General features: G+C 65.1%; 24 protein-coding genes. 12 read left to right on the plus strand and 12 right to left on the minus strand.

What is annotated here, in order from left to right; all coding sequences use genetic code 11:
* Window positions 1-202 precede the first annotated feature (202 nt).
* Together K3725_RS12010 and K3725_RS12015 are read left to right on the plus strand one after the other, a co-directional pair.
* Complete coding sequence (locus K3725_RS12010; protein WP_260015561.1) at window positions 203-1,387, plus strand: hypothetical protein; 1,185 nt, start codon at window positions 203-205, stop codon at window positions 1,385-1,387.
* Between the two features lie 186 nt (window positions 1,388-1,573).
* Window positions 1,574-1,813 carry a hypothetical protein gene (locus K3725_RS12015; RefSeq protein WP_260015562.1) on the plus strand — a complete coding sequence of 80 codons (240 nt, stop codon included), beginning with the start codon at window positions 1,574-1,576 and terminating at the stop codon, window positions 1,811-1,813.
* A gap of 82 nt (window positions 1,814-1,895) precedes the next feature.
* On the opposite strand, the gene K3725_RS12020 is transcribed toward K3725_RS12015, so the two are convergent.
* The gene (locus K3725_RS12020; RefSeq protein ID WP_260015563.1) at window positions 1,896-2,033 is read right to left on the minus strand and encodes an entericidin A/B family lipoprotein; all 138 of its coding nucleotides are present in this window, start codon (window positions 2,031-2,033) and stop codon (window positions 1,896-1,898) included.
* 154 nt (window positions 2,034-2,187) lie between these two features.
* Here K3725_RS12020 and K3725_RS12025 point away from each other — a divergent pair, with 154 nt between their 5' ends.
* The 4 genes from K3725_RS12025 (at window position 2,188) to K3725_RS12040 (ending at window position 4,613) form a co-directional block, all read left to right on the plus strand.
* Complete coding sequence (locus tag K3725_RS12025) at window positions 2,188-2,514, plus strand: TraR/DksA C4-type zinc finger protein (protein ID WP_260015564.1); 327 nt, start codon at window positions 2,188-2,190, stop codon at window positions 2,512-2,514.
* A 215-nt stretch (window positions 2,515-2,729) separates the two neighbouring features.
* On the plus strand, window positions 2,730-2,912 hold the full coding sequence (locus K3725_RS12030) for a hypothetical protein (protein WP_260015565.1): 183 nt from the start codon (window positions 2,730-2,732) through the stop codon (window positions 2,910-2,912).
* Between the two features lie 149 nt (window positions 2,913-3,061).
* Window positions 3,062-3,373, plus strand: a complete 312-nt coding sequence (locus K3725_RS12035; RefSeq protein ID WP_260015566.1) for a hypothetical protein — start codon at window positions 3,062-3,064, stop codon at window positions 3,371-3,373.
* Window positions 3,374-3,647: 274 nt separating this feature from the next.
* Window positions 3,648-4,613 carry a LysR family transcriptional regulator gene (locus K3725_RS12040; protein WP_260015567.1) on the plus strand — a complete coding sequence of 322 codons (966 nt, stop codon included), beginning with the start codon at window positions 3,648-3,650 and terminating at the stop codon, window positions 4,611-4,613.
* A 1-nt stretch (window position 4,614) separates the two neighbouring features.
* Here K3725_RS12040 and K3725_RS12045 read toward each other — a convergent pair whose 3' ends face one another.
* Window positions 4,615-5,052 carry a low molecular weight protein-tyrosine-phosphatase gene (locus K3725_RS12045; RefSeq protein ID WP_260015568.1) on the minus strand — a complete coding sequence of 146 codons (438 nt, stop codon included), beginning with the start codon at window positions 5,050-5,052 and terminating at the stop codon, window positions 4,615-4,617.
* A gap of 49 nt (window positions 5,053-5,101) precedes the next feature.
* Between K3725_RS12045 and K3725_RS12050 the strand changes: the two genes are divergently transcribed.
* On the plus strand, window positions 5,102-5,815 hold the full coding sequence (locus K3725_RS12050) for an NAD-dependent deacylase (protein WP_260015569.1): 714 nt from the start codon (window positions 5,102-5,104) through the stop codon (window positions 5,813-5,815).
* A gap of 96 nt (window positions 5,816-5,911) precedes the next feature.
* On the opposite strand, the gene K3725_RS12055 is transcribed toward K3725_RS12050, so the two are convergent.
* The 4 genes from K3725_RS12055 to meaB all read right to left on the minus strand — a co-directional run bounded on the left by K3725_RS12055 (window position 5,912) and on the right by meaB (window position 8,426).
* Window positions 5,912-6,394 carry a copper chaperone PCu(A)C gene (locus K3725_RS12055; protein ID WP_260015570.1) on the minus strand — a complete coding sequence of 161 codons (483 nt, stop codon included), beginning with the start codon at window positions 6,392-6,394 and terminating at the stop codon, window positions 5,912-5,914.
* Window positions 6,395-6,448: 54 nt separating this feature from the next.
* Window positions 6,449-6,799: a DUF2946 family protein gene (locus tag K3725_RS12060; protein ID WP_260015571.1), complete on the minus strand. Its 351-nt coding sequence runs from the start codon at window positions 6,797-6,799 to the stop codon at window positions 6,449-6,451.
* Window positions 6,800-6,938: 139 nt separating this feature from the next.
* A complete protein-coding gene (gene rpmB / locus K3725_RS12065; protein WP_065270033.1) occupies window positions 6,939-7,229 on the minus strand; it encodes a 50S ribosomal protein L28 in 291 nt (96 codons plus the stop codon).
* A gap of 219 nt (window positions 7,230-7,448) precedes the next feature.
* Window positions 7,449-8,426: a methylmalonyl Co-A mutase-associated GTPase MeaB gene (gene meaB / locus K3725_RS12070; protein WP_260015572.1), complete on the minus strand. Its 978-nt coding sequence runs from the start codon at window positions 8,424-8,426 to the stop codon at window positions 7,449-7,451.
* A 198-nt stretch (window positions 8,427-8,624) separates the two neighbouring features.
* Here meaB and hrpB point away from each other — a divergent pair, with 198 nt between their 5' ends.
* The 3 genes from hrpB to K3725_RS12085 all read left to right on the plus strand — a co-directional run bounded on the left by hrpB (window position 8,625) and on the right by K3725_RS12085 (window position 13,346).
* The gene (hrpB, locus tag K3725_RS12075) at window positions 8,625-11,084 is read left to right on the plus strand and encodes an ATP-dependent helicase HrpB (protein ID WP_260015573.1); all 2,460 of its coding nucleotides are present in this window, start codon (window positions 8,625-8,627) and stop codon (window positions 11,082-11,084) included.
* A 231-nt stretch (window positions 11,085-11,315) separates the two neighbouring features.
* On the plus strand, window positions 11,316-11,774 hold the full coding sequence (locus K3725_RS12080; RefSeq protein ID WP_260015574.1) for an NUDIX hydrolase: 459 nt from the start codon (window positions 11,316-11,318) through the stop codon (window positions 11,772-11,774).
* Window positions 11,775-11,864: 90 nt separating this feature from the next.
* On the plus strand, window positions 11,865-13,346 hold the full coding sequence (locus K3725_RS12085) for an inorganic phosphate transporter (protein WP_260015575.1): 1,482 nt from the start codon (window positions 11,865-11,867) through the stop codon (window positions 13,344-13,346).
* 75 nt (window positions 13,347-13,421) lie between these two features.
* On the opposite strand, the gene K3725_RS12090 is transcribed toward K3725_RS12085, so the two are convergent.
* From K3725_RS12090 to K3725_RS12110, 5 genes are all read right to left on the minus strand, one after another.
* Entirely contained in the window at window positions 13,422-14,141 is a 720-nt protein-coding gene (locus K3725_RS12090) for an SDR family NAD(P)-dependent oxidoreductase (RefSeq protein ID WP_260015576.1), read from the minus strand.
* A 110-nt stretch (window positions 14,142-14,251) separates the two neighbouring features.
* Window positions 14,252-14,827, minus strand: coding sequence for an isochorismatase family protein (locus K3725_RS12095; protein WP_260015577.1), 576 nt, complete (start codon window positions 14,825-14,827; stop codon window positions 14,252-14,254).
* A gap of 228 nt (window positions 14,828-15,055) precedes the next feature.
* Window positions 15,056-15,442: an ACT domain-containing protein gene (locus K3725_RS12100; RefSeq protein WP_260015578.1), complete on the minus strand. Its 387-nt coding sequence runs from the start codon at window positions 15,440-15,442 to the stop codon at window positions 15,056-15,058.
* A gap of 10 nt (window positions 15,443-15,452) precedes the next feature.
* Window positions 15,453-16,379, minus strand: coding sequence for an ornithine carbamoyltransferase (argF, locus tag K3725_RS12105; protein ID WP_260015579.1), 927 nt, complete (start codon window positions 16,377-16,379; stop codon window positions 15,453-15,455).
* Window positions 16,380-16,458: 79 nt separating this feature from the next.
* Window positions 16,459-17,640 carry an aspartate aminotransferase family protein gene (locus K3725_RS12110; protein ID WP_260015580.1) on the minus strand — a complete coding sequence of 394 codons (1,182 nt, stop codon included), beginning with the start codon at window positions 17,638-17,640 and terminating at the stop codon, window positions 16,459-16,461.
* 438 nt (window positions 17,641-18,078) lie between these two features.
* Here K3725_RS12110 and K3725_RS12115 point away from each other — a divergent pair, with 438 nt between their 5' ends.
* The gene (locus tag K3725_RS12115) at window positions 18,079-18,990 is read left to right on the plus strand and encodes a DMT family transporter (RefSeq protein WP_260015581.1); all 912 of its coding nucleotides are present in this window, start codon (window positions 18,079-18,081) and stop codon (window positions 18,988-18,990) included.
* Between the two features lie 132 nt (window positions 18,991-19,122).
* A complete protein-coding gene (locus K3725_RS12120; protein WP_260015582.1) occupies window positions 19,123-20,361 on the plus strand; it encodes an MFS transporter in 1,239 nt (412 codons plus the stop codon).
* 5 nt (window positions 20,362-20,366) lie between these two features.
* Here the strand turns inward: K3725_RS12120 and K3725_RS12125 are convergent, their stop codons facing one another.
* Window positions 20,367-21,179, minus strand: coding sequence for an ABC transporter permease (locus K3725_RS12125; protein WP_260015583.1), 813 nt, complete (start codon window positions 21,177-21,179; stop codon window positions 20,367-20,369).
* Window positions 21,180-21,323 lie beyond the last annotated feature (144 nt).

Consider the following 21,323-nt stretch of genomic DNA (forward strand, 5'->3'; position numbering starts at 1 on the left):
CGCCCCTACGGGTGGACTTCCTTTTGGTCGTGAAGATGCACTGAATAAGTCAATTGACTTAGCAAATTCGAAGCGCCCGTTGTCCACTGGAAACAAACTCAACGGAGAGGGGGAGTGGTTGAATTTCCATGCTGCAAATGGTTGAATGGATAACGGGTGGGAAACCAGTTTTACTATGTGCGCAGGGTGGGGGAGAAGTGTGATGGACGACCCAGATACTTTTGAGCAGTTTTCGTATGATCAGGCTTTGAAGCGTGTTACTGACCTCAACAAGTTTTCATTCAACTATAGGTTTCTGTTCGCCTCGATTGTGGCAGGATACTACACTGCAATTAACTTTATCGTTGGGGGCGTTGGTGAGCCGTCAGTACTGTCCTCATTAGACTTTTACATTGTTTCGCTGTTGGCTGTAACAGTAGCCGCCTTTTGCGGCATTGTGGTGATTTCCTTTTTTGACTTCATCTTTCAAGAGTTGATCGAAAATGCCTTGCGTAGCGTCACTGCTATCGAGAGCAGATATCCAAACGAGAACGCGGGGTTTGCTTTTATATCAAATAAGGGTGGAAAAACAGTTTCGCTTAGAATTTCTGTAGTGATGACACTGTTCTACTCTATTCCGGCTTGGTGCTTGCTGGGGGTGGTGATCCTGTTGTGCGCGTTTTGCTTTTCTGAAGCTGGAGATCCGACATTTGATTATTTCTCTAAAGCAATTTGCAGCAACTTTAAGAAAGGGGGAGTGGCTTCGGATCTTAGTTCGTGGGGTGTATCACAGGGTGGTCAAATCATTTGCAGCGGTGAATCTTATTCTTACACTGTCAGTTCTTGGGTTCGGAACTTGGCTAGTTTTTCCCTAATTGTAACAATAGTTTTATCGATCTATTTTACTTATTTTTCTGTCTGGCGAATTTACATACGCTTTGCCTTGATGTGTCAGTCGTATTTCGAGATGGAGGAAAAAAGGATCGCTCAAGCAAAAAAGGACGAGGATGGTGGAGGTAATACTGAGGCAGTAGGTGAGCCAGTTGAAGCGGGGCGTCGCTCGTGTAGTAAGAGTCGTCCATGTCTTGGCTGGTGCCTTGCCGGCTTATGGGTTCGGATTGCACAGTTGCTCGCTGAGGGTTATCGGAAAGTAGTAATTTTTCTCGGGCCGGCGAAAGTACGGAATGATGATCGTCTTCTCCCGGGTAGGATTCTACACTTGTTATTGGGGTGTTATGTTCGAGGTTTTCGAGGGAGGGATAAATTCACCCAGAACATCAATATTTTCTTTCGTTGGCTAGGGGGGGTGCTTTTCGTTTTTGTTTTCTTGGGTCTGCTGTTTATTCTGTTCGCGAGCGTCTCTGTCGAAAGCATTTTTAATGTTCTGATGTATAAAGCAATTGGTTAGTAGGTTGAAGGAAATGCCGTTCTTAAGGCCTCCCTCACTCCCCGCAGAGCGGGCAATCCTGCCCACCACCGCCACCGCCCCCATGCGCCACTCTCCGCCCATCCGCCGCCGCCCCGCAACTCTCCGACTGAAAACCCACCCGTTCCATGCTATCCTCAACCCCGTTCATCTGGGGAGGATAACACCATGAAACACCTGACTTTGGCCGCTGCGTTCGCGCTCTTGGCGTCGCCGCTTCTGGCCGGGCAATGCCCCGCCGACATTGCCGCCATCGACGCCGCGCTGGCCGCAGGGACCGAACTGTCGGAGGAGGATCTGGCAACCGTCCAGGAGTTGCGCGACGAGGGGCAGAGCCTGCATGACAGCGGCGACCATGCCAGCTCGGTTGCGGCCCTGGCGGAAGCCAAGGCGATGCTGGGGATCTGAGGCCCCGCAGCTGAAACAGAAAACGCCCGGCGGGACACCGGGCGTTTTTCGTGTTTGCGGCGGGTTCCGGCGCTCAGGCCGCTCAGAAGCTGTTCTGCACGTCCTGGGCGGCGCCGCTGATCGCGTTGCCGGCCTTGGAAATGTCGCGCCCCGCGCCCTTGGCGGTCTCGCAGGCTGCCAGCCCCAGCAGCATCAGTGCGCAGGCAAAAATCCGCATCATTCCGGTCACTCCTCCAGTCTGCTCTCTCTTGCGGAAATGTCTAGCAAGCCATCCGCGCGCCGGCCAGAGGCTTTGACGCGGTTGAGCGAGGTCAAGGCCGCGGGGGGGCGCGCCGGGGTAGGATTTGGCGGACCCGAAAACAGGAGGCAGAGCCATGGACCTTACGACCCGCAAACAGGCGCTGGAGGCGCGCCGCGCAGAGCTGACCGGGCATCTGAGCAAGGTCGAGCACACGCTGGACGCGCCGATGCCGCAGGACTGGGAGGACCGCGCGTCGGAGCGGCAGGGCGACGAGGTGCTGGAAAGCCTCGGCAACGCAGAGCTGGACGAGCTGCGCCGGATTGATGCTGCGCTGGAGCGGATCAAGGCGGGCACCTATGGCCTCTGCGCGGCATGCGGCGGGCGGATCTCGGACGCGCGGCTGGACCTGCTGCCCGCCGCCCCGCTGTGCAAGACCTGCGCCGCCGAGGCCGCAGGGTAAAGCGCGGGCGCCAGGCGCATCCCTCCGGCGCGGGCGGCCGGGAACACTTGGCGGGCGGCGGGGCACGGACGGCCCCTGCCCGCCGCGCGCCGCTGCCAAAACCCGGCAAATTCTCCGCGCCTCCTGCACGGCTGCGCAAAATGCGCTATAGTGCATCCGTACCGCGAGACGCGCGCCCCTGTGACGGAAGACACCAGCAAAGGAGGACGATCCGCATGGATGCAATCAAAGCCACTGAATATGCCCGCGCGCTCTACAGCGCGCATGGCGACAAGGCCGAGGCCGAGGCCGCGCAGAAGATGCGCGCCTGCCAGGAGGCCGGCAAGGACAGCGAGGCGGCAGACTGGAAAGCCGTCCGCCAGGCCGTCCGCGCGATGCGCGGGCCGAACCAGACCTGAGCAAAACCAGCGCTGGAGGGCCGTGGCACAGGGCGCTCCAGCCGCCTTCACTCCCCGTTTACCACGATTGAAAACGGCACCGGATTGCGCCATACTGCGGCCAATTCCGCGGGCAGCAGACCCGCGCGCCAAAAACGGGGCATGAGCAGATGAAAACTTTCCTGACCACCGCGCTGTGCGCCGGCTTTCTGGCCGCACTGGCACCTGCAGACGCCGGGGCCGGCGCCATTGAACGCGCCTGCCGCCAGTCGGACCGCACTGCGGCCTCGCCTGCCTTGTGCAACTGCATTCAGAAAGTTGCCAACGTCAGCCTGACCGCATCGGAGCGCAAGACAGTCTCCAAGTGGTTTGCCGATCCGCATCAGGCCCAGGTGGTGCGCCAGTCCTCCAACCGCAGCGACGAGCGGCTGTGGCTGCGCTACAAGGCCTTTGGCGACCACGCGGCACGCAGCTGCGGCTGAGGCTGAGGCACAGCATCAGGATGATTGAGGGCGCTCCCGCGGGGCGCCCTTTTTTGACGGGCTTGCGGCCTGGCCGCTGCGCTGTGCAACGGCGGCGCGCGGCGGTCTGCTGCCTTGATCCGCGCGGGGTGCGGCACCGCGGCCCGGAGCGCCGTTTCATTTGATGCATCCGCGCTGCGGCATTTTCGCAAGGGGGAAAGACTGCGGCATTGCCACCCTTGACCCGCGCAGCCCCAAACCGCAAAGAACGGCCTAAGGTATTGGAGCAGTTGATATGTTGATCAAGGGCGTTTCCTTACGCGGGCTGGAAGTGTTTGAGGCGCTGGCCAAGACCGGTTCCGTGGCGCAGGCCGCCGAGATGACCGGGCTCAGCCAGCCGGCCGTCAGCCAGCAGATGCGCAACCTGGAGAAGGCGCTCGACAGCGAGCTGATCGACCATGGCCGCCGCCCGATGGTGCTGACTGCTGCCGGGCGCAGTTTTCTGGCCCGGACCGAGGCGGTGCTGGGCGAGTTGCGGCTGGCCCAGAGCGAGCTGACGGTGATGGACCTGACCCACCTGCAGGCGCTGTCGATCGGGCTGATCGATGACTTCGACAATGATCTGACGCCGCGGCTGGCCACTATTCTTGCGGACAGCCTGACGCAATGCCGGTTCAAGATGATCACCGCCTCCAGCCATGATGTGGTGCGGGCGATGGAAGCGCGGGAGCTGCATATCGCCATTGCCGCCACTGCCGGGGGCGTGCGCGAAGGGCTGGTGGAATACCCGCTGGTGCGCGATCCCTTCATCCTGGTGGCACCGCGCGGCGCGGTCTCGGATGCGGCGCAGGCGGCGGATCAGCTGCAGGACCTGCCGTTCCTGCGCTATGCCCGCGAGCAGCTGATCTCGCAGCAGATCGAGGGGCTGCTGGGACGCCAGAAGCTGGAGTTCGAAAACCGGTTTGAGGTCGGCTCGCATCTGGCGCTGATGGCGATGGTGGCGCGGCGGATCGGCTGGGCCATCACCACGCCGCTGGGGTACATGCGCGCGGGCCGCTTCCACGACCAGATCGACGCCTTCCCGCTGCCGTTCGGGGAGATGTCGCGGACGATCTCCTTGTTCACCGCTGCCGACTGGGCCGACCGGGTGCCGCGGGATGTGGCGGAGACTGTGCGCCGCCTGGTGCAGAGCCATATGATCGACCCTGCGGTGCAGCAGATGCCGTTCCTGGCGGGCGGTTTCCGGGTTATTGCGGAGTGATTTAAAGCGCCGCCTTTAGGCCCTGGGCAGCCTGTTCGATCAGGTCCAGGCAGCCGTCGAAGTCGCGGGTGTAATAGGGATCCGGCACATGGTCCGCCCCGGTCTCCGGCGCGTAGTCGGTGAACAGGTGCACCGGGGTGCTGCTGCCTGCCGGGCGCAGGGCTTCGATGTTTTCCAGGTTGCCGTCATCCATGGCGATGATCAGGTCGAAGCTCTCGAAATCGCCGCGCCGGAACTGCCGGGCGCGCAGGTCCGAGATATCCAGCCCCCGCGCCGTTACCGCCGCCTGCATCGGGCCGTAGGGCGGCTCTCCGGCGTGGTAGGACGCGGTGCCCGCGCTGTCGGTCTCGGCTTCCGGGCAGAGCGCGCGGAACACGCCCTCGGCCGCTGGCGAGCGGCAGATGTTTCCTAGGCAGACAAACAGAATACGGGTAGGCATGGGCAAGGGGCTCCTTTGGGCAAAGCCAGTGATAGGAGGTTTAGGCGCAATGGAAAAGAGGACTGCGGAAAAGAGCGCGAAGATCGTCATCCTGACCGGCGCCGGGATTTCCGCCGAGAGCGGGCTGGGCACCTTCCGCGATGAGGGCGGCCTGTGGGCGCAGCACCGGATCGAGGATGTGGCAACGCCGGAAGGCTTTGCGCGCAATCCGGACCTGGTGCATGGCTTCTACAATGCGCGGCGCGTTCAGGCAGCGGGCGCAGACCCCAACCCTGCGCATCGGGCGCTGGCGCGGCTGCAGCAGGAGCATCCGGGCGAAGTGGTGATCGTCACCCAGAATGTCGACGGGCTGCATGAGGCCGGCGGCGCGCAAAACGTTCTGCACATGCACGGCACTTTGGCGGGTGCGCTCTGCGCTGCCTGCGGCCACCGCTGGGCTGCGCCGATGGAAATGCAGACCGGCCAGCCCTGCCCTGCCTGCGCGGCACCGGCCGGGCGGCCCGATGTGGTCTGGTTCGGCGAGATGCCGTATTTCATGGAGGAGATCTATGCGCATCTGGCAGAGGCAGCCATCTTTGCCGCCATCGGCACCTCGGGTGAAGTCTACCCCGCCGCGGCCTTTGTCGACGAGGCGCATCTGGCGGGCGCCCAAACGGTGGAATTGAACCTGGAGCCCTCCGCCACCGTCTCCCGCTTTGCAGAGCGCCGCTTTGGCCCGGCCAGCGGGATCGTGCCTGCCTGGGTGGCGGAACTGCTGGGCTGAGCCCAGGCGGCAAAAAGCCCGCCACGGGGCGGGATTTGGGCGCGAAGGAGGGCCGCAGCGCGGCCTGACGCCGCGCCCGCCCTGCCCGTCACGGCATCAGTTGGAGTGGGCGGAATGGTCTCCGTGGCCTTCCGCCTTGCGCTCCAGATCCACCGGCACCTCGACCTCGATCTCTCCGGCCTTCTCGAACACCAGGGTGAGTTTGACCATGTCACCGTGGTTCAGCGGCTGGCTCAGGCCCATGAACATCACGTGATCGCCGCCGCGCATCAGCATATGGGTCGCGCCTGCGGGCACCGCAAATCCTTCCTCCACATGCATCATCTTCATGACGCCGTCATCGCCTTCCTTGTGGGTGTGCAGCTGCACCTTGGCGGCCACGTCGGAACGCACGTCGATCAGCTGATCATCGGCCTCGCCCTTGTTCATGATCTCCATGAAGGCGGCCCCGGCCTTGGCCGTGGGCGAAGACACCCGCGCGTATTGGCCGTGCACCATGATCATAGCATCGCCCGCAAAGGCAGAAGTGGCAAAGGCAGCAGCAGCCGCAGCTGCAAAGACAACAGACTTCAGGGACATGTTCTGTCTCCTCATAGTTGGGTTTTCAAATTTCAGATGGGTAATGGGTGGCCGTCAGGCAGCGGCCGGCGGTGCGCGGGCGGTTGCACGCAGACGATGCAGCACAGAAGCCAGCGCAGCCACCTGCCCTGCGGCGATCTCGCTGCAGGCTGCAACCGGCAGCACCAGCCCCGCAGGCTGCGCCACGGCGTCCAGCACATGCATCACGCAGTCGGGGCAATTGTGCGGCGGCTTGGCCGGCTGGCCGTCGCTGTCCACATAGACGGTGACCGGGCCGGTGCCGGTGCAGATCACCATCTGGCCCGCAGCGTTACCTTCCCCCTGCCGCGCAGCGGCGCTGTGCGCCGTCAGGGCAACAGTCAGGGCCAGGAACAGGCCAAGGAATATGCGCAAGGCGGGTATCATCACAGGCAGATATGCCCCCAAGGCGCGCGGCCTGCAAGGCCCGGCTCTGCGGCAGATTGCGCAAACGCAAACACCGCGCAGAGTTGCCCCTGCGCGGTGTCTATTAATCCGATCCGGTGAAGGGATCAGGCCAGGTTGATCAAGCCTGGGCGGCTTGTGCCTTGGCGATCTCTTTCTTCACTTTCAGCGCGTTTGCCGACAGCTCTTCGTCCTTGGCTTTGGCCAGGAACGCGTCCAGGCCGCCGCGGTGGTCGACAGAGCGCAGGGCAGCTGCGGAGATCTTCAGCTTGACGCCACGGCCCAGAACTTCGGACTGCAGGGTCACGTCGTTCAGGTTGGGCAGAAAGCGGCGCTTGGTTTTGTTGTTGGCGTGGCTGACATTGTTGCCAGTCATCGGGCCTTTTCCGGTCAGTTCGCAACGGCGCGACATATCTTCATCCTTCGTTTCTGGAGGCTCCGGCAGTCCGGCGCCAAATCACAAGGGGCGCGGCCATTGGCTGCGCCCGAAAACTGGTCCGCTGCTCTTACGCTCAACCGGCAACAGCGTCAAGTGATTCAACTCAGCTTTCTTGCCCGGCTTACTGCACCCTTTTACGGCCCGCTGCAAGGGGCCTGCGCCACCCGCCGCGGCGGCCCTGCCGGCGGCGCCTCAGGCCGCGCCCAGCGCCTTCAGCATGATCCGCGCCGCCTCGCCCGGGCTTTTGCCGCCCGCGGCGACTGTTCCCGCCAATTCTGCCATCTGCGCCTTGGCGTCCGGTGTTTCCAGCCGCGCCAGCAGCGCCTGGCGCACTTCCTGGTCGAACCAGTAGCAGGCTTGTTCGGCGCGGCGGTGGTCCCAATGGCTGTTTTCGCGGCGCCAAGCGGTCAGCGCTTGCATTTCTTCCCATGCCTTGTCCAGCCCGTGCTCCTCCACCGCGGAGACCATCAGCGCCTTGGGGAAGCCCTCGGGGTCCTGCGGCCGCTTGCGTAAGAGGCGCAGCGCGCCGACGTAATCCGCACAGGTGCGGGTGGCGACGGGTTTCAGCGGGCCATCGGCCTTGTTCACGAGGATCAGGTCGGCCATTTCCATGATGCCGCGCTTCACCCCCTGCAGCTCATCCCCGCCCGCGGGTGCCAGCAGCAGCAGGAACAGATCGGACATTTCCGCCACCACGGTTTCCGACTGGCCGACGCCAACGGTTTCGATCAGCACCACGTCGAACCCCGCCGCCTCGCAAAGGGCCACCGCCTCTCGGGAGCGGCGGGCGACGCCGCCCAGATGGCTCTGGCTGGGGGACGGGCGGATGAAGGCGTTCTTCTCGCGGCTGAGCCGTTCCATCCGGGTCTTGTCGCCCAGGATCGACCCGCCGGAGCGGGCCGAGCTGGGGTCGACCGCCAGCACCGCCACCCGCAGGCCGAGGCCGGTCAGCATCATGCCGAAGCTTTCGATGAAGGTGGATTTGCCCACCCCCGGTGTGCCCGACAAGCCGATGCGCAGCGACTGGCGCTTGTGCTTGGCCAGTTCCGACAGCAGCTCCTGCGCCTTGGCGCGGTGATCCTCGCGGCCGCTTTCCACCAGGGTGATGGCGCGGGCCAGCGCCCGGCGGTCGCCGTCGAGGATCTTCTGTGTCAGTTCATCGGTGTCCATGCGCGTCTTCCCGTCTTGATGGGCGGGACCTTGGCGCAAGCCGCGCCGCAAAGTCCAGCCCCTGCCGTCTGGCGCGCACCCTACATCAGCGCAGGCCGCAGGAAAGGCGGCAAATCCGCCGCGGTTGGATCGGTTTGCGCATTGCCGGGCGCTGCAAGGCCGCTGGACCTCTCCCGCGCCTTTGGCGATAAGGCTGAGATGACCAGATTGCCGATCGAAGACGCCCTCCCCGACCTGCTGGACGCCCTGCGCGCCCGCGGCCGTGCCGTGCTGCAGGCGCCGCCCGGCGCGGGCAAGACCACACGGGTGCCGCTGGCGATGCTGGAGGCCGGGCTTATCCGGGGCCGCATCGTGATGCTGGAACCGCGCCGCCTGGCCGCGCGCGCCGCCGCCGAGCGGATGGCAGAGACGCTGGGCGAGAAACCCGGCCAGACCGTCGGTTACCGGGTGCGCGGCGATGCCAAGGTCTCCAGGGCGACGCGGATCGAGGTGGTGACCGAGGGCATCCTGACCCGGATGCTGCAGTCCGATCCGGACCTGCCCGGCGTCGGCGCGGTGATCTTTGACGAGTTTCACGAACGCTCCCTGAACGCCGATCTGGGGCTTGCCTTGTGTCTGGAGGTGGCGGGTGCACTGCGCGAGGACCTGCTCCTGCTGGCGATGTCCGCGACATTGGATGCCGGGCCGGTCGCGGCGCTGATGGACGCGCCGATGGTCACCTCCGAGGGCCGCAGCTATCCGGTGGAGACCCGCTGGCTGGAGCGCCCGCTGCCCGCGCAAGGACGCCGCGCGGATGCGCTGGCGGATCTCGTGGTGCAGGCAGAGAAGGAAACCCGCGCTGCCGGACCCGGCAATGGCGGCGGCATCCTGGTGTTCCTGCCCGGCGAGGGCGAAATCCGCCGCGCGGCGGCCGCACTGGAAAATCGCCTGCCCGGCCATTGCCATATCCGCCCCTTGTTCGGCGCCCTGCCCTTTGCCGAGCAGCGCGCGGCGATCCAGCCCGAGGCGCAGGGGCGCAAGGTGGTGCTGGCGACCTCGATCGCCGAGACCTCTTTGACCATTCAGGACATCCGCGTGGTGGTCGACATGGGCCAGGCGCGCCGCGCGCGCTTTGACCCCGGCTCCGGCATGTCGCGGCTGGTGACGGAAAAGGTAACCCGCGCCGAGGCGACCCAGCGCCAGGGCCGTGCGGGCCGGGTGGCGGAGGGCATCTGCTACCGGCTGTGGACCAAGGGCGAGGAAGGCGCGCTGATGGCCTTTCCGCCCGCCGAGATCGAAAGCGCCGACCTGACTGCGCTGGCGCTGGAACTGGCGCTGTGGGGCGCCGCGCCGGACGATCTGATGTTCCTGACCCAGCCGCCTGCGGGCGCGATGGCGGAGGCGCAGGCGCTGCTGCGGATGCTTGGCGCGCTGGATGCGCAGGGGCGGATCACCGAGCATGGCAAGGCGCTGGCCGCCCTGCCCTTGCATCCCCGGCTTGGCCATATGCTGCTGCAGGCCGGACCTGCCGCTGCGCCCTTGGCAGCGCTTTTGGGTGAACGCGACCCGCTGCGCGGCGCGCCTGCGGACCTCTCTCTGCGGCTGAAGGCGCTAAAAGACCCAAAAGGGTTTGCGCGCAATCACTCCTACCAGCTGAACCGCCCTGTCGTGGAGCGCATCAAGAGCGAGGCGCGGCGGCTGGAGAAACAGGCAGGCCGCCGCGATGCCGGGCTGTCCGCGGCGATGATGGCCGCGCTGGCCTATCCCGACCGCACCGGCCAGCGCCGCAAGGGCGATAATCCTCGGTTCGTGCTGTCCGGCGGCAAGGGCGCCATTCTGGATGGCGGCGACACGCTGGCGGGGGCGCCGTTCATCGTGGCGCTGGATACCGACGGCAACCCGCGCGAGGCAAAGATACGGATGGCGGCGCAGATCGCCCAAGGAGACATCCGCGAGCTGTTTGCAGATCAGATTGCCTGGGAGGACAGTTGCGAGTGGTCCAAGCGCGACAGGCGGGTGGCGGCACGCCAGCAGGAGCGCTTTGGTTCTCTGGTGCTGGACGACCGGATCTGGAAGGACGTGCCGCCGGAGGCGGTGGCGCGGGCAATGCTCGACGGGGTGCGCGATCTGGGCCTGCGGCTCACCGGGGCTGCCGCGCGGCTGGCGGCGCGGGTGGAACTGGTCAGGGCGGAAGGCCATGACTTGCCGGACTTTTCCCTGCCCGGTCTGACCGAGACGCTGGAGGACTGGCTGCTGCCGATGCTGGGCGGGGTCAAATCGGCGGAGGACTGGAAACGCTTTGATCTGCTGCCCGCTTTGCAGGCCGCACTCAGCTGGGAGCAGACGCAGCTGCTGGACCGCGAGGCGCCGGGCAGTTTCCTCACGCCGCTGGGGCGCAAGATCCCGATCAGCTATGACGGCGAGATCCCGGAAATTTCGGTCCGGCTGCAGGAGATGTTCGGGGTCACCCGGCATCCGTCCGTGGGCGGGGTGCCATTGAAAGTGTCGCTCTTGTCGCCGGCCCAGCGCCCGATCCAGATCACCCGCGACCTGCCGGGCTTCTGGGCCGGCTCCTATGCCGACGTGCGGAAGGACATGCGCGCCCAGTACCCCAAACACCCCTGGCCCGAGGACCCGACCCAGGAAGACCCCACGCTCAGGGCGAAACGGCGCAAGTAGCGCCGCATTACGCAGCCTGGCGCACAGCGCGGCGCAGCCGCGCTGCCCGGACCAACGGCTGGCCGTGCATCTGTGATGCGCGGATCCGCGGGCGGGAGCCCCCGCCTGCGGCCTCCGGCCAGATGCAGGCAAACCGGCAGATCGCCTTGCACCCCCGGAAAATCAGGCGTAGATTCCCACAATTGCACACATAAACACGGGAACTTCCCCAACAACAAAGGCTGAGCACCCATGACAAGCCCGCTGACCCGCGCCTGGAACGAGATCATCAAACCGATGCTGCAGCGCCCTGCCCGCGTGCAGGTTGCCGCCCTGTGCTGCCGCACCGGCGCAGACGGCAAGGAGGTGCTGATGATCACCAGCCGCGGCACCGGGCGCTGGATCCTGCCCAAGGGCTGGCCGGTCGAAGGCAAGGACGGCCCGGAATCGGCGCTGCAGGAAGCCTGGGAGGAAGCTGGCGTGAAACCGGCCAGCATCACGCCGGAGCCGATCGGCGAATACCACTTCACCAAGCGCCACGACAACGGCACCGAGGAGCCGGTGACGACGCTGATCTTCGAGGTTGAGGTTGAGCAGCTGGAAGATGATTACCCGGAGTCCGCGGAACGCACGCGGCAGTGGATGACGCCGGCAAAAGCCGCCGGGCTGGTCGATGAGGCGGAATTGCGGGACATTCTGCACCGTTTGTAAAAGTTATGTGACATTTTCATGTCAGAAGCTTGAACCGTTTCCTGAGCGGGGGTAGGCGCGTGCCCAGACCCCGGAATCAGGAATGCGATGATGAGCCACGAAGATCAGCGCCCGCAATGGAACACGCTGGATAAGGATCTGAACAGGATCTCCCAGCTGGAGCTGGCTACCAGCTATGCCTCCCGCCCGCTGGTTGCGCCGGGCATCGCCCTGGCCTTCATCGTGCTGGCAGGCCTTGCGGCCGGCGTGTTCTTCGGCGGCTCGGCGATGAGCATGGTGGTGATCGCCGCCGCTGCGTTCGGCGCCTATATGGCAATCAACATCGGCGCCAATGACGTCGCCAACAACATGGGGCCGGCGGTGGGCGCAAATGCGCTGACCATGGGCGGCGCCATCGTGATTGCCGCCATTTGTGAAAGCGCAGGCGCCCTGCTGGCAGGCGGCGATGTGGTCTCGACCATCTCCAAGGGCATCATCGACCCCACCGCAGTCAGCAGCAGCAGCATCTTCATCTGGGCGATGATGGCGGCGCTGATCTCCTCGGCGCTGTGGGTGAACCTGGCGACCTGGGTCGGCGCGCCTGTCTCCACCACCCACTCGGTTGTGGGCGGCGTGCTGGGCGCCGGTGTGGCCGCCGCAGGCACCGCCGCGGTGAACTGGCCCACCATGGGCAAGATCGCCGCCAGCTGGGTCATTTCGCCAGTGCTGGGCGGCATCATCGCCGCGCTGTTCCTGGCCTTCATCAAGGCCAAGATCATCTATCAGGACGACAAGATCGCCGCAGCCCGCCGCTGGGTGCCGGTGCTGGTCGCCATCATGGCGGGGGCCTTTGGCGCATACCTGGCCCTCAAAGGCCTGAAAAAGATCGTCAAGATCGACCTGCAGACCGCGCTGCTGATCGGTGCCGGCGTCGGGGCGGTCTCCTATGTGATCACCGCGCCGCTGATCAAGCGCCAGTCCGAGGGCATGGAGAACCGCAACAAGTCGCTGAAGGCGCTGTTCGGCCTGCCGCTGGTGATTTCCGCGGGCCTGCTGTCCTTTGCCCACGGCGCCAATGACGTCGCCAACGCGGTTGGCCCGCTGGCCGCCATCGTGCATGCGACCGAGTTTGGCGACTTCGCCGCCAAGGTGGCCATTCCGACCTGGGTGATGGTGATCGGCGCCTTCGGCATCTCCTTTGGGCTGTTCCTGTTCGGCCCCAAGCTGATCCGCATGGTCGGCAGCCAGATCACCAAGCTGAACCCGATGCGCGCTTACTGCGTGTCGCTGTCCGCCGCCATCACCGTGATCGTGGCCAGCTGGCTGGGCCTGCCGGTGTCCTCCACCCATATCGCGGTGGGCGCGGTGTTCGGCGTCGGTTTCTTCCGCGAATGGCACATGGAGCGCCGCCTGAAAAAGACCGCCGCAGGCCGCCCCCCGGAGAAACGCATCGCTCCGGAGGAACGCCGCCGCCGCAAGCTGGTGCGCCGCAGCCACTTCATGACCATCGTCGCCGCCTGGGTGATCACCGTCCCGGCCGCAGCGCTGCTGTCCGCCGTGATCTACCTGCTGCTCAGCACTTTTGTCGGCTGAGCCTGAGCATTATCGAACTAAGCCCCCCCGCGCCGCCTGGCTGCGGGGGTTTTTCTTTGCTTGTCCGGCAAGATCCTAGAACCGCTCCACCCAGGGCCGCAGCACCAGTTCGTCGCTCCAGGCGGAACGGTGCTGGCTGATCAGATGCATGTACTCCTGCGCGATAGCATCCGGGTCCAGCATGCTGTCGGGATTGTCCGCGGACTCCACCCGCTCAGGCCGCGACGCATTCCGGATGCCGCCGTCGATATTGACCCAGGCGACATGGATGCCCTTGGGGTGCAGCTCCCGCGCCATCGACTGCGCCAGGCCGCGCTGCGCGAACTTGCCCATGGCAAAGGGCGCGGACTGGGCAAAACCCTTTACGCCTGCCGAGGCGCCGGTGAACAGGATGGTGCCGCGCCGCCCGTTTTCCATCGGCTGCGCCAGCATCCGTTTGGCCGCCGCCTGCCCCAGCACAAAGGCGCCAAAGGCGGTGACCTCCACCGCCTGCCGGACCGCTTCCGGGTCCAATTCCGCAACAGGCCCGCGCAACCGGGCCGAGGGGTTATAGCAGGCCACCCGCAGATCCCCGGGCAAACCGTCAATCAGTGCGGAGGTTCCTTTGGCATCGGTGCCGTCAAGCATATGCAGTGCAGCCCCGGTTTCCGCCGCCAGCGTTTCCAGCTTGTCCGTGTTGCGGGCGGCCAGATGCACCGCATAGCCCGCAGCGGAGAGCTGCCGGGCAAAGGACGCTGACAGGCCGGCCCCGGCCCCTACGATCAGCGCCTGCAGTTTGGGTGATGTGTCCGCCATGGTCTTCCTCCCCGTGATTGACGGGGCAATGCTGGCGGCAAACCAGCCCTAGCACAAGGGGCACACAAAATGTTGAGAAGCCGCCTCAGCCTTCGGACGCCGGACGGCGCCTATACCGACGCAACCACCGGCAGTTCCGCCAGCACATCCTTGGATTCCACCACCTTGCCAAACCCTGCGTGCAGGGCCGACAGCGTAATCTCCAGAACAATCCTGGCATCCAGCATGCCACCCTTGCGCGCGGGCATGTCAAAGGCGATGAGCGCATCCTCAACCACCTCGATCACAAACCCGAGATTTGCGGCAGACCGCGCGGTGGAGTTGACGCAGAAGGCCGCCACACCGCCCACGATCACCAAACGGGTGATGCCTGCATCCCGCAGATGGCTCTCCAGCCCGGTGCCGCAGAACCCGGAGGAGCCGGTTTTCCAGAACACCGCCTCGCCGTCCTGCGGCACCGCGCAGGGCAAGGGCCGGCCGCTGGGCAGGTCGCGGCGGAACTTGCTTTCGGGGCGCGGGTCGTCATGCATCACATGCACCACCGGCAGATCCGCTGTGCGGAAGGCTGCGGCCAGCTCTGCCACCTTTTCCTCCGCCGCCGGGTTGGCCTGCGGGCGGCCAGAGGCGGTCACGTTGGCCATCTCCTGCTGCATGTCGACAATCAGCAACGCTGTGCTCTGATCCATGGAAACCGCCTCTTTCTTGAATACAGGTGCGAGACTGGCAGAACCCTGCGCCGGAGGCCAGTGCAATCCGTGCATCCGTTCAACCGCAAAACGGGTCGCCCGCGCCAAACGCCAAGCGCCGGGCCAAAGGCCCGGCGCCACGCCCAACTGGCAAGGATCATTCTATTGAATGGTCCGCTGCAGGCGGGAGCCCTTCGCGGCCGGCAGGCGAAACTCAGCGGCCTGAATTCAGACTTCCACCTGATGCCCGGCAACCTGCCAGGCCTTCACTGCTGCCGCCAGTTCTGTTTGCCGCACCAGCAGATAGTCCCGGTAGAAGGTGGAAATGGCAAAGACACCCAGACCAGCCTCCGAAACCGGACGCACCGCAGCCAGCACAACGCCGGGCGCGTCGAAATCAAAAAGATCAGAGACCTGAAACGCCGCCCAGCCTGCGGAGCTTTCGCAGTCCTCCGGCACCCGTTCTGCCAGGCAGACAATCGAGATTTCATCTTCGGCATGGGTCACATTCACCAGCCCCGGGCCGCTGACCCATGGGGGAACAGCGGCACCGGGTGCGAGCCGTGACACGGCGTATTCGCCGGACAGCCCGCGCATCAGCAAGTTCAGTTTCATGGCCTCAGCCTCAGCCGCCCAGGCACCAGCGCATGATGGCTTTCTGCGCGTGCAGGCGATTCTCGGCCTCGTCAAAGATCACCGACTGCGGCCCGTCCATCACGGCGCTTGTCACCTCTTCCTCGCGGTGGGCGGGCAGGCAATGCATGAACAGCGCATCCGGTTTGGCATGCGCCATCAGCGCGTCGTTCACCTGGTAGGGCCGCAGCATGTTGTGGCGGCGCTCCTTGGAGGACTGGCTGTCGTGCATCGACACCCAAGTGTCAGCGACCACCAGGTCAGCCCCCTCCACCGCCTTCACCGCGTCGCGCTCAACCACGATCTTGGAGCCCGCCTTGCGCGCCAGCCCCATGAATTCCTCCTCCGGGTCCAGCTGCGAGGGGCCGGTGAAGGTCAGGTCAAAGCCGAACTGGCCGGCCGCGTGGATGAAAGAGGCGCAGACATTGTTGCCGTCGCCGCACCACACGACCTTCTTGCCCTTGATGGAGCCGCGGTGCTCCTCGTAGGTCTGCACATCAGCCATGATCTGGCAGGGGTGGGTGCGGTCGGTCAGTCCGTTGATCACCGGCACGTCGGAATATTCCGCCATCTCGGTCAGCACGGTTTCGTCAAAGGTGCGGATCATAATCATGTCCACATAACGGCTGAGGACGCGGGCGGTGTCGGCGATGGTCTCGCCATGGCCCAATTGCATGTCCTTGCCCGACAGAACCATGGTCTGGCCGCCCATCTGGCGCACGCCGACGTCGAACGACACCCGGGTCCGGGTCGAGGGTTTTTCAAAGATCAGCGCCACCATCCGGTCCTTCAGCGGCAATTCATCATCCAGTGCCGCCTTGGGGCGGCCGAGGCGCGCCTGCTTGGTGGCCTTGGCCTGGTCGATGATGGCGCGCAGGTCGGCGGGGCTGGTTTTGTGGATGTCGAGGAAATGGTTCATGTCTGTATCGCTCTTGGCTGGCGAAGGCCGGGGGCTGCCTGCCCCCGGACTCCCGGGAGTATTTCTGCAAAGATGAAGGTCAGGAATTTCCGATGCGCACGGTTGTTGCCACCGCATCCAGGCGGCTGACAGCCTCGGCGATGTCCTCATCCGTCAGGGTCAGCGGCGGCAGAAGGCGGATCACGTTATCCGCTGCCGGGACGGTGATCAGTTCGTTGGCGTAGCCTGCGTTGACCACATCAATGTTCGCCGCCGTGCACTTGAGGCCCAGCATCAGGCCGGAGCCGCGCACTTCCTCAAACACTTCGGGGTGATCGGCAACCAGCCCCTCCAGCTTCTGCCGCAAGAGGCCTGCCTTGCGGTTCACCTCTGCCAGGAAATCCGGATCAGCGACGTGATCCATCACCGCGCAGCCCACAGCGCAGCCCAGCGGGTTGCCGCCGTAGGTGGAGCCATGGGTGCCCGCGGTCATGCCGCTGGCGGCCTCCTCTGTGGCCAGCACCGCGCCCAGCGGGAAGCCGCCGCCGATGCCTTTGGCCACCATCATGATATCCGGGGTGATGCCTGCCCATTCATGGGCAAACAGCTTGCCTGTCCGCCCCACCCCGCATTGCACCTCGTCGAGGATCAGCAGCAGGCCGTTGTCGTCGCAGATCTGGCGCAGCGCCTTCAGTTCTGCATCCGGGACCGGGCGGATGCCGCCCTCGCCCTGCACCGGCTCGATCATGATGGCGGCGGTCTTCTCTGAGATAGCGTCGGTGACGCCGTCCAGGTCGCCGAAGGTCAGATGCACGAAACCGGGCAGAAGCGGGCCAAAGCCCTTGACCATCTTCTCGGAGCCCGCGGCAGCGATACCCGCAGACGACCGGCCATGGAAAGAGCCGTCGAAGGTGATGATCTCTACCCGCTCCGGCTGGCCCTTGTCGTAGAAAAACTTGCGCGCCATCTTCACCGCCAGCTCGCAGGCCTCGGTGCCGGAATTGGTGAAGAACACGGTATCGGCAAAGGTATGCTCCACCAGCCTGTCGGCCAGCGCCTGCTGCTGCGGGATGTGGTAGAGGTTGGAGACATGCCACAGGTTCTGCGCCTGAGAAGTCAGCGCCTCCACCAGCGCAGGATGGGCATGGCCCAGCGCGTTCACCGCGATGCCGGAGCCCAGATCCAGGAATCGGCGCCCGTCCGCCGTGGTCAGCCAGGCGCCTTCGCCTTTGACGAACTCAAGCGGGGCACGGTTGTAGGTCGGCAGAACGGACGGGATCATCGGGATCATCCTTTTCAAAGGTGGAAGCCAAAGCTGTGACGGAAGCCTGGCCTTGGGTCAACGGTGGATCAATGGATTTCAAATGGAGGATGTGCTGCACGGCAGGCACAGGGGATCAAGGGCCGGTTACGCCAGGCGGCGTCGGCGTCGCGAGATGGGGGTGTAGGCGCGTTTGATCATGAGGAGGTTCCATAGTGGAGGTTTTGATGAAAGAAAACCCCTTTTGTGCAACCCGTCCCGCCAATTTGCCGCCGCCCGCAGCCCGCCCCTTTCACCTTTGGAGAAATACTCCGGGGTGAATTGGCCAAAGGCCAAGAGGGGCAGCGCCCCTTCTTCTCCAAACCTGCGGGGCAGCGCCCCTGCCCGCGAGGAAAGTTCCGGCTTCTGCCGAAGCCTTTCCCCTTGCATCCCGCGGCGGCTTGCCGCACCGCTGGTGCCATGACGCGCAACACTCCGCAGAACCCGGCCCTGGCCGCCGCCCTGATCCTGGCGGCCACCACCTTCATTGCGGGCACCACACTGCTGGCCAAGTCATTGGGGACAGATGTGCTGGGCGCGCCGCTGCATCCGCTGCAGATCAGCCACGGGCGCTTTCTGTTTGCCTTCATCGCAATTTCAACCGCTGTGCTGATCCTGCGCCCGCGCTTTATCCGCCCGCATTGGGGCTATCACATCGGGCGCACCTCTTTTGGCTGGGCCGGGGTCACGCTGATGTTTGCCTCGGTGGCCTATATCCCGCTGGCCGATGCCACCGCGATCACCTTCCTGAACCCGGTCTTTGGCATGCTGCTGGCGATCCCGCTCCTCGGCGAACGCGTCGGACCCTGGCGCTGGGGCGCGGCGCTGATTGCGATGGTGGGCGCGATGATCCTGCTCAGGCCGACGCCCGCCAGCTTCCAGCCGGCGGCGCTGCTGGCCCTGGGCGCGGCGGCTGTGATGGGGCTGGAGCTGATTTTCATCAAGAAACTCGCAGGCCGTGAGGGGCCGCTGCAGGTGCTGTGGTTCAACAACCTTCTGGGCATGCTGATTGCCAGCGGCGCGGTGCTGCCGGTCTGGCAGATGCCGAGCCCGGCGCAATGGGCAGCGCTTGCGGCGCTGGGACTCTTGATGGCCTGCGCGCAGGCCTGTTTCATCAACGGCATGGCGCGGGCCGATGCCTCCTTTGTGGCGCCATTCAGCTATGCCACGCTGGTCTTTGCCGCGCTGTACGATTTCCTCGGTTTTGGCGTGGTGCCGGATGCCATTTCCTTCCTCGGCGCCTGCATCATCCTGGCGGGCGCTGCTGTTCTGGCCTGGCGCGAAGGCCGGGTCCGGCCGCCTGCGGGCCGCGCGGCAGCGGGCGCAAAATAAACCGCGCCCGGTCCGCCCCTCGCAAAAAAGATTTTTCACGCCACTGGCCCGGCGGCGACGCTGAGGTCGAAAACAGGCATTTTCCGCCTGCCGGCCGCGCCACCCTGACCCCAGCAGGACAGGAGCGCGACCATGCACGAGCGGCGAATCCCGGAATGGCTGCGCCACGCGCCGGTGCCCTCGGTCCGGGACTTCGGCATCCTGGCGGGGCTGGAGGCAGTGGTGCGCGGCACGCTGATCTCGGTGTTTCCGCTGATCATGTACCGGGCGCTGGGAGATGCCGGGCTGGTCTCGGCCTCATATTTCGCGGTGGGTATCCTGTCGCTGCTGGCCGGGCTGATGGTCCCCGCGCTGGTGCGGCTGGTGCCGCGCCGCTGGGCCTACTCCCTGGGCGCGGCGATGTTCGTGGCTTCGGCCGCGCTGGCGATCGAGGGCAGCCCGGCTTCGGTGCTGATGGCGCTGGCGCTCAACACCGTGGCCGCTGTCACCACCTTCATCTGTTTCAACGCCTATGTGCTGGACTACATTTCCCGGGTTGAGCTGGGCAAATGCGAGACCTCGCGGATGTTCTACTCGGCGCTTGGCTGGACCGCCGGGCCGATGGCCGGCGTGCTGCTGCTGGACTGGTGGCCGCCTGCCCCGTTCCTGATCTCTGCCGCGGCGGCGCTCATGATGCTTGCCGCCTTCTGGTGGATGCGGATGGGCAACGGCAAGCAGATCGCCCGCGCCCGCGGCACGGCCTCCAGCCCGCTGACATACCTGCCGCGCTTTCTGGAGCAGCCGCGGCTGATCACCGGCTTCCTGTTTGCGGTGATCCGCTCGGCCGGCTGGTGGATCTATGTGGTCTACCTGCCGATCTTCGCCATCGAAAAGGGGCTTGGACAGGAACTGGGCGGCATCCTCTTGTCCGTGACCAACGCCTGCCTGTTCGGCGCGCCGCTGCTGCAGCGCTGGGTGCAGCGGCATTCGATCCGGAGGGCGGTGCGCACGGGGTTTCTGACCGTCGCGGCCTGTTTCAGCGCGGCGGCGGCGCTGCAGGGCTGGCCCGCGGTATCGGTGGGTCTGCTGATGGCAGGGTCCGCGGCGCTGATCCTGCTGGACATCTGCGGCGGGCTGCCCTTCCTGATGGCAGTGAAACCTTCCGAGCGGACGGAGATGTCGGCGGTCTATTCCAGTTACCGGGACATCTCCGGCATCCTGACGCCCGGGGCCGCCTGGCTGGTGCTGATGGTGTCGCCGCTGGCCGGGATCTTTGCGGCTGGCGGTGCGGCGGCGGCCTTTGCGGCGCTGCTGGCGGGCAAGCTGCATCCGCGGCTGGGGCGCAAGAAGGCGGCACCTCCGCCTGCAGAGGATCCCCTGCCCGCGGAATGAAGGCGTCAGGGTTTCAGGCGGTAGCCTGTGCGCAGCATCACCCAGGCCAGCAGGCAGACGGCAAAGGTGGCGCTGCCGCAGACCATCAGCCCCAGCAAGGGCGGGCTGTCGGAGGTGCCGATCACCCCGAATCGCACCCCGTCGATCAGGTAGAACACCGGGTTCAGATGCGAGATCACTTTCAGAACCGGCGGCAGCGCCTCCACCGAATAAAACGTGCCAGACAGGAAAGCCAAAGGCGTCACGATGAAATTCGTGATCGCTGCCATCTGGTCGAACTTGTCGGCGAACACGCCGGCGACGATGCCCAGACCGCCCAGGAAGGCCGCCCCCAGCACGATGAAAACCAGCGCCACCAGCGGGTGCGCAGGCACGATCTGCAAGACCGCCATCAGCCCCAGCCCGATGCCCAGCGCCACCAGCGTGCCGCGCGCCACCGCGCCGGCCAGATAGCCCAGCAGGATCTCCAGCCCCGACAGGGGCGGCATCAGCGTGTCGACGATATTGCCCTGCACCTTGGCAATAACGATGGAGGATGAGGTATTTGCAAAAGCATTCTGGATCACCGTCATCATCATGATGCCCGGCGCCAGGAAGGTCAGGAACGGCACCCCCATCACATCGCCGCGCTTGGGGCCGATGGCGATGTTGAAGATCATCAGGAACAGCGCCGCGGTCACAAGCGGCGCCAGCAAGGTCTGGGTCCAGACCGCCAGGAACCGCTTCACCTCGCGCCAGGCCAGCGCCCTGAGCCCCAGCCAGTTCACCCGCCCGAACCGGCGCGTGCCCAGTTCCACCTGATAGCCCTGCTCTGCCATGCTGCCCCCCGCGTTTCGCTTGCCTGACTGCATAACGGCTGGGGCAATAGGCGCAAGATGCCTTGTAACTCCGCCCGCAGTGATTAGAATAGGGGATCACACGGAATATGATGGCGGCCGCAGAACCCCTGGGGCCGCTATTAG

Source organism: Leisingera sp. S132 (genome assembly GCF_025144465.1).
Lineage (GTDB): Bacteria > Pseudomonadota > Alphaproteobacteria > Rhodobacterales > Rhodobacteraceae > Leisingera.

What these genes read in the sequence shown, in the direction of transcription:
- K3725_RS12020 (WP_260015563.1), bottom strand. Translation starts at nt 2,033, where the DNA reads ATGATGCGGATTTTTGCCTGCGCACTGATGCTGCTGGGGCTGGCAGCC.
- K3725_RS12110 (WP_260015580.1), bottom strand. Translation starts at nt 17,640, where the DNA reads ATGATCCCGTCCGTTCTGCCGACCTACAACCGTGCCCCGCTTGAGTTC.
- K3725_RS12030 (WP_260015565.1), top strand. Translation starts at nt 2,730, where the DNA reads ATGGATGCAATCAAAGCCACTGAATATGCCCGCGCGCTCTACAGCGCG.
- K3725_RS12100 (WP_260015578.1), bottom strand. Translation starts at nt 15,442, where the DNA reads ATGAAACTGAACTTGCTGATGCGCGGGCTGTCCGGCGAATACGCCGTG.
- hrpB (WP_260015573.1), top strand. Translation starts at nt 8,625, where the DNA reads ATGACCAGATTGCCGATCGAAGACGCCCTCCCCGACCTGCTGGACGCC.
- K3725_RS12015 (WP_260015562.1), top strand. Translation starts at nt 1,574, where the DNA reads ATGAAACACCTGACTTTGGCCGCTGCGTTCGCGCTCTTGGCGTCGCCG.
- K3725_RS12055 (WP_260015570.1), bottom strand. Translation starts at nt 6,394, where the DNA reads ATGTCCCTGAAGTCTGTTGTCTTTGCAGCTGCGGCTGCTGCTGCCTTT.
- K3725_RS12060 (WP_260015571.1), bottom strand. Translation starts at nt 6,799, where the DNA reads ATGATACCCGCCTTGCGCATATTCCTTGGCCTGTTCCTGGCCCTGACT.
- K3725_RS12090 (WP_260015576.1), bottom strand. Translation starts at nt 14,141, where the DNA reads ATGGCGGACACATCACCCAAACTGCAGGCGCTGATCGTAGGGGCCGGG.
- K3725_RS12010 (WP_260015561.1), top strand. Translation starts at nt 203, where the DNA reads ATGGACGACCCAGATACTTTTGAGCAGTTTTCGTATGATCAGGCTTTG.
- K3725_RS12050 (WP_260015569.1), top strand. Translation starts at nt 5,102, where the DNA reads ATGGAAAAGAGGACTGCGGAAAAGAGCGCGAAGATCGTCATCCTGACC.
- K3725_RS12085 (WP_260015575.1), top strand. Translation starts at nt 11,865, where the DNA reads ATGAGCCACGAAGATCAGCGCCCGCAATGGAACACGCTGGATAAGGAT.
- K3725_RS12040 (WP_260015567.1), top strand. Translation starts at nt 3,648, where the DNA reads ATGTTGATCAAGGGCGTTTCCTTACGCGGGCTGGAAGTGTTTGAGGCG.
- K3725_RS12035 (WP_260015566.1), top strand. Translation starts at nt 3,062, where the DNA reads ATGAAAACTTTCCTGACCACCGCGCTGTGCGCCGGCTTTCTGGCCGCA.
- argF (WP_260015579.1), bottom strand. Translation starts at nt 16,379, where the DNA reads ATGAACCATTTCCTCGACATCCACAAAACCAGCCCCGCCGACCTGCGC.
- K3725_RS12025 (WP_260015564.1), top strand. Translation starts at nt 2,188, where the DNA reads ATGGACCTTACGACCCGCAAACAGGCGCTGGAGGCGCGCCGCGCAGAG.
- K3725_RS12115 (WP_260015581.1), top strand. Translation starts at nt 18,079, where the DNA reads ATGACGCGCAACACTCCGCAGAACCCGGCCCTGGCCGCCGCCCTGATC.
- rpmB (WP_065270033.1), bottom strand. Translation starts at nt 7,229, where the DNA reads ATGTCGCGCCGTTGCGAACTGACCGGAAAAGGCCCGATGACTGGCAAC.
- K3725_RS12125 (WP_260015583.1), bottom strand. Translation starts at nt 21,179, where the DNA reads ATGGCAGAGCAGGGCTATCAGGTGGAACTGGGCACGCGCCGGTTCGGG.
- K3725_RS12045 (WP_260015568.1), bottom strand. Translation starts at nt 5,052, where the DNA reads ATGCCTACCCGTATTCTGTTTGTCTGCCTAGGAAACATCTGCCGCTCG.
- meaB (WP_260015572.1), bottom strand. Translation starts at nt 8,426, where the DNA reads ATGGACACCGATGAACTGACACAGAAGATCCTCGACGGCGACCGCCGG.
- K3725_RS12080 (WP_260015574.1), top strand. Translation starts at nt 11,316, where the DNA reads ATGACAAGCCCGCTGACCCGCGCCTGGAACGAGATCATCAAACCGATG.
- K3725_RS12120 (WP_260015582.1), top strand. Translation starts at nt 19,123, where the DNA reads ATGCACGAGCGGCGAATCCCGGAATGGCTGCGCCACGCGCCGGTGCCC.
- K3725_RS12095 (WP_260015577.1), bottom strand. Translation starts at nt 14,827, where the DNA reads ATGGATCAGAGCACAGCGTTGCTGATTGTCGACATGCAGCAGGAGATG.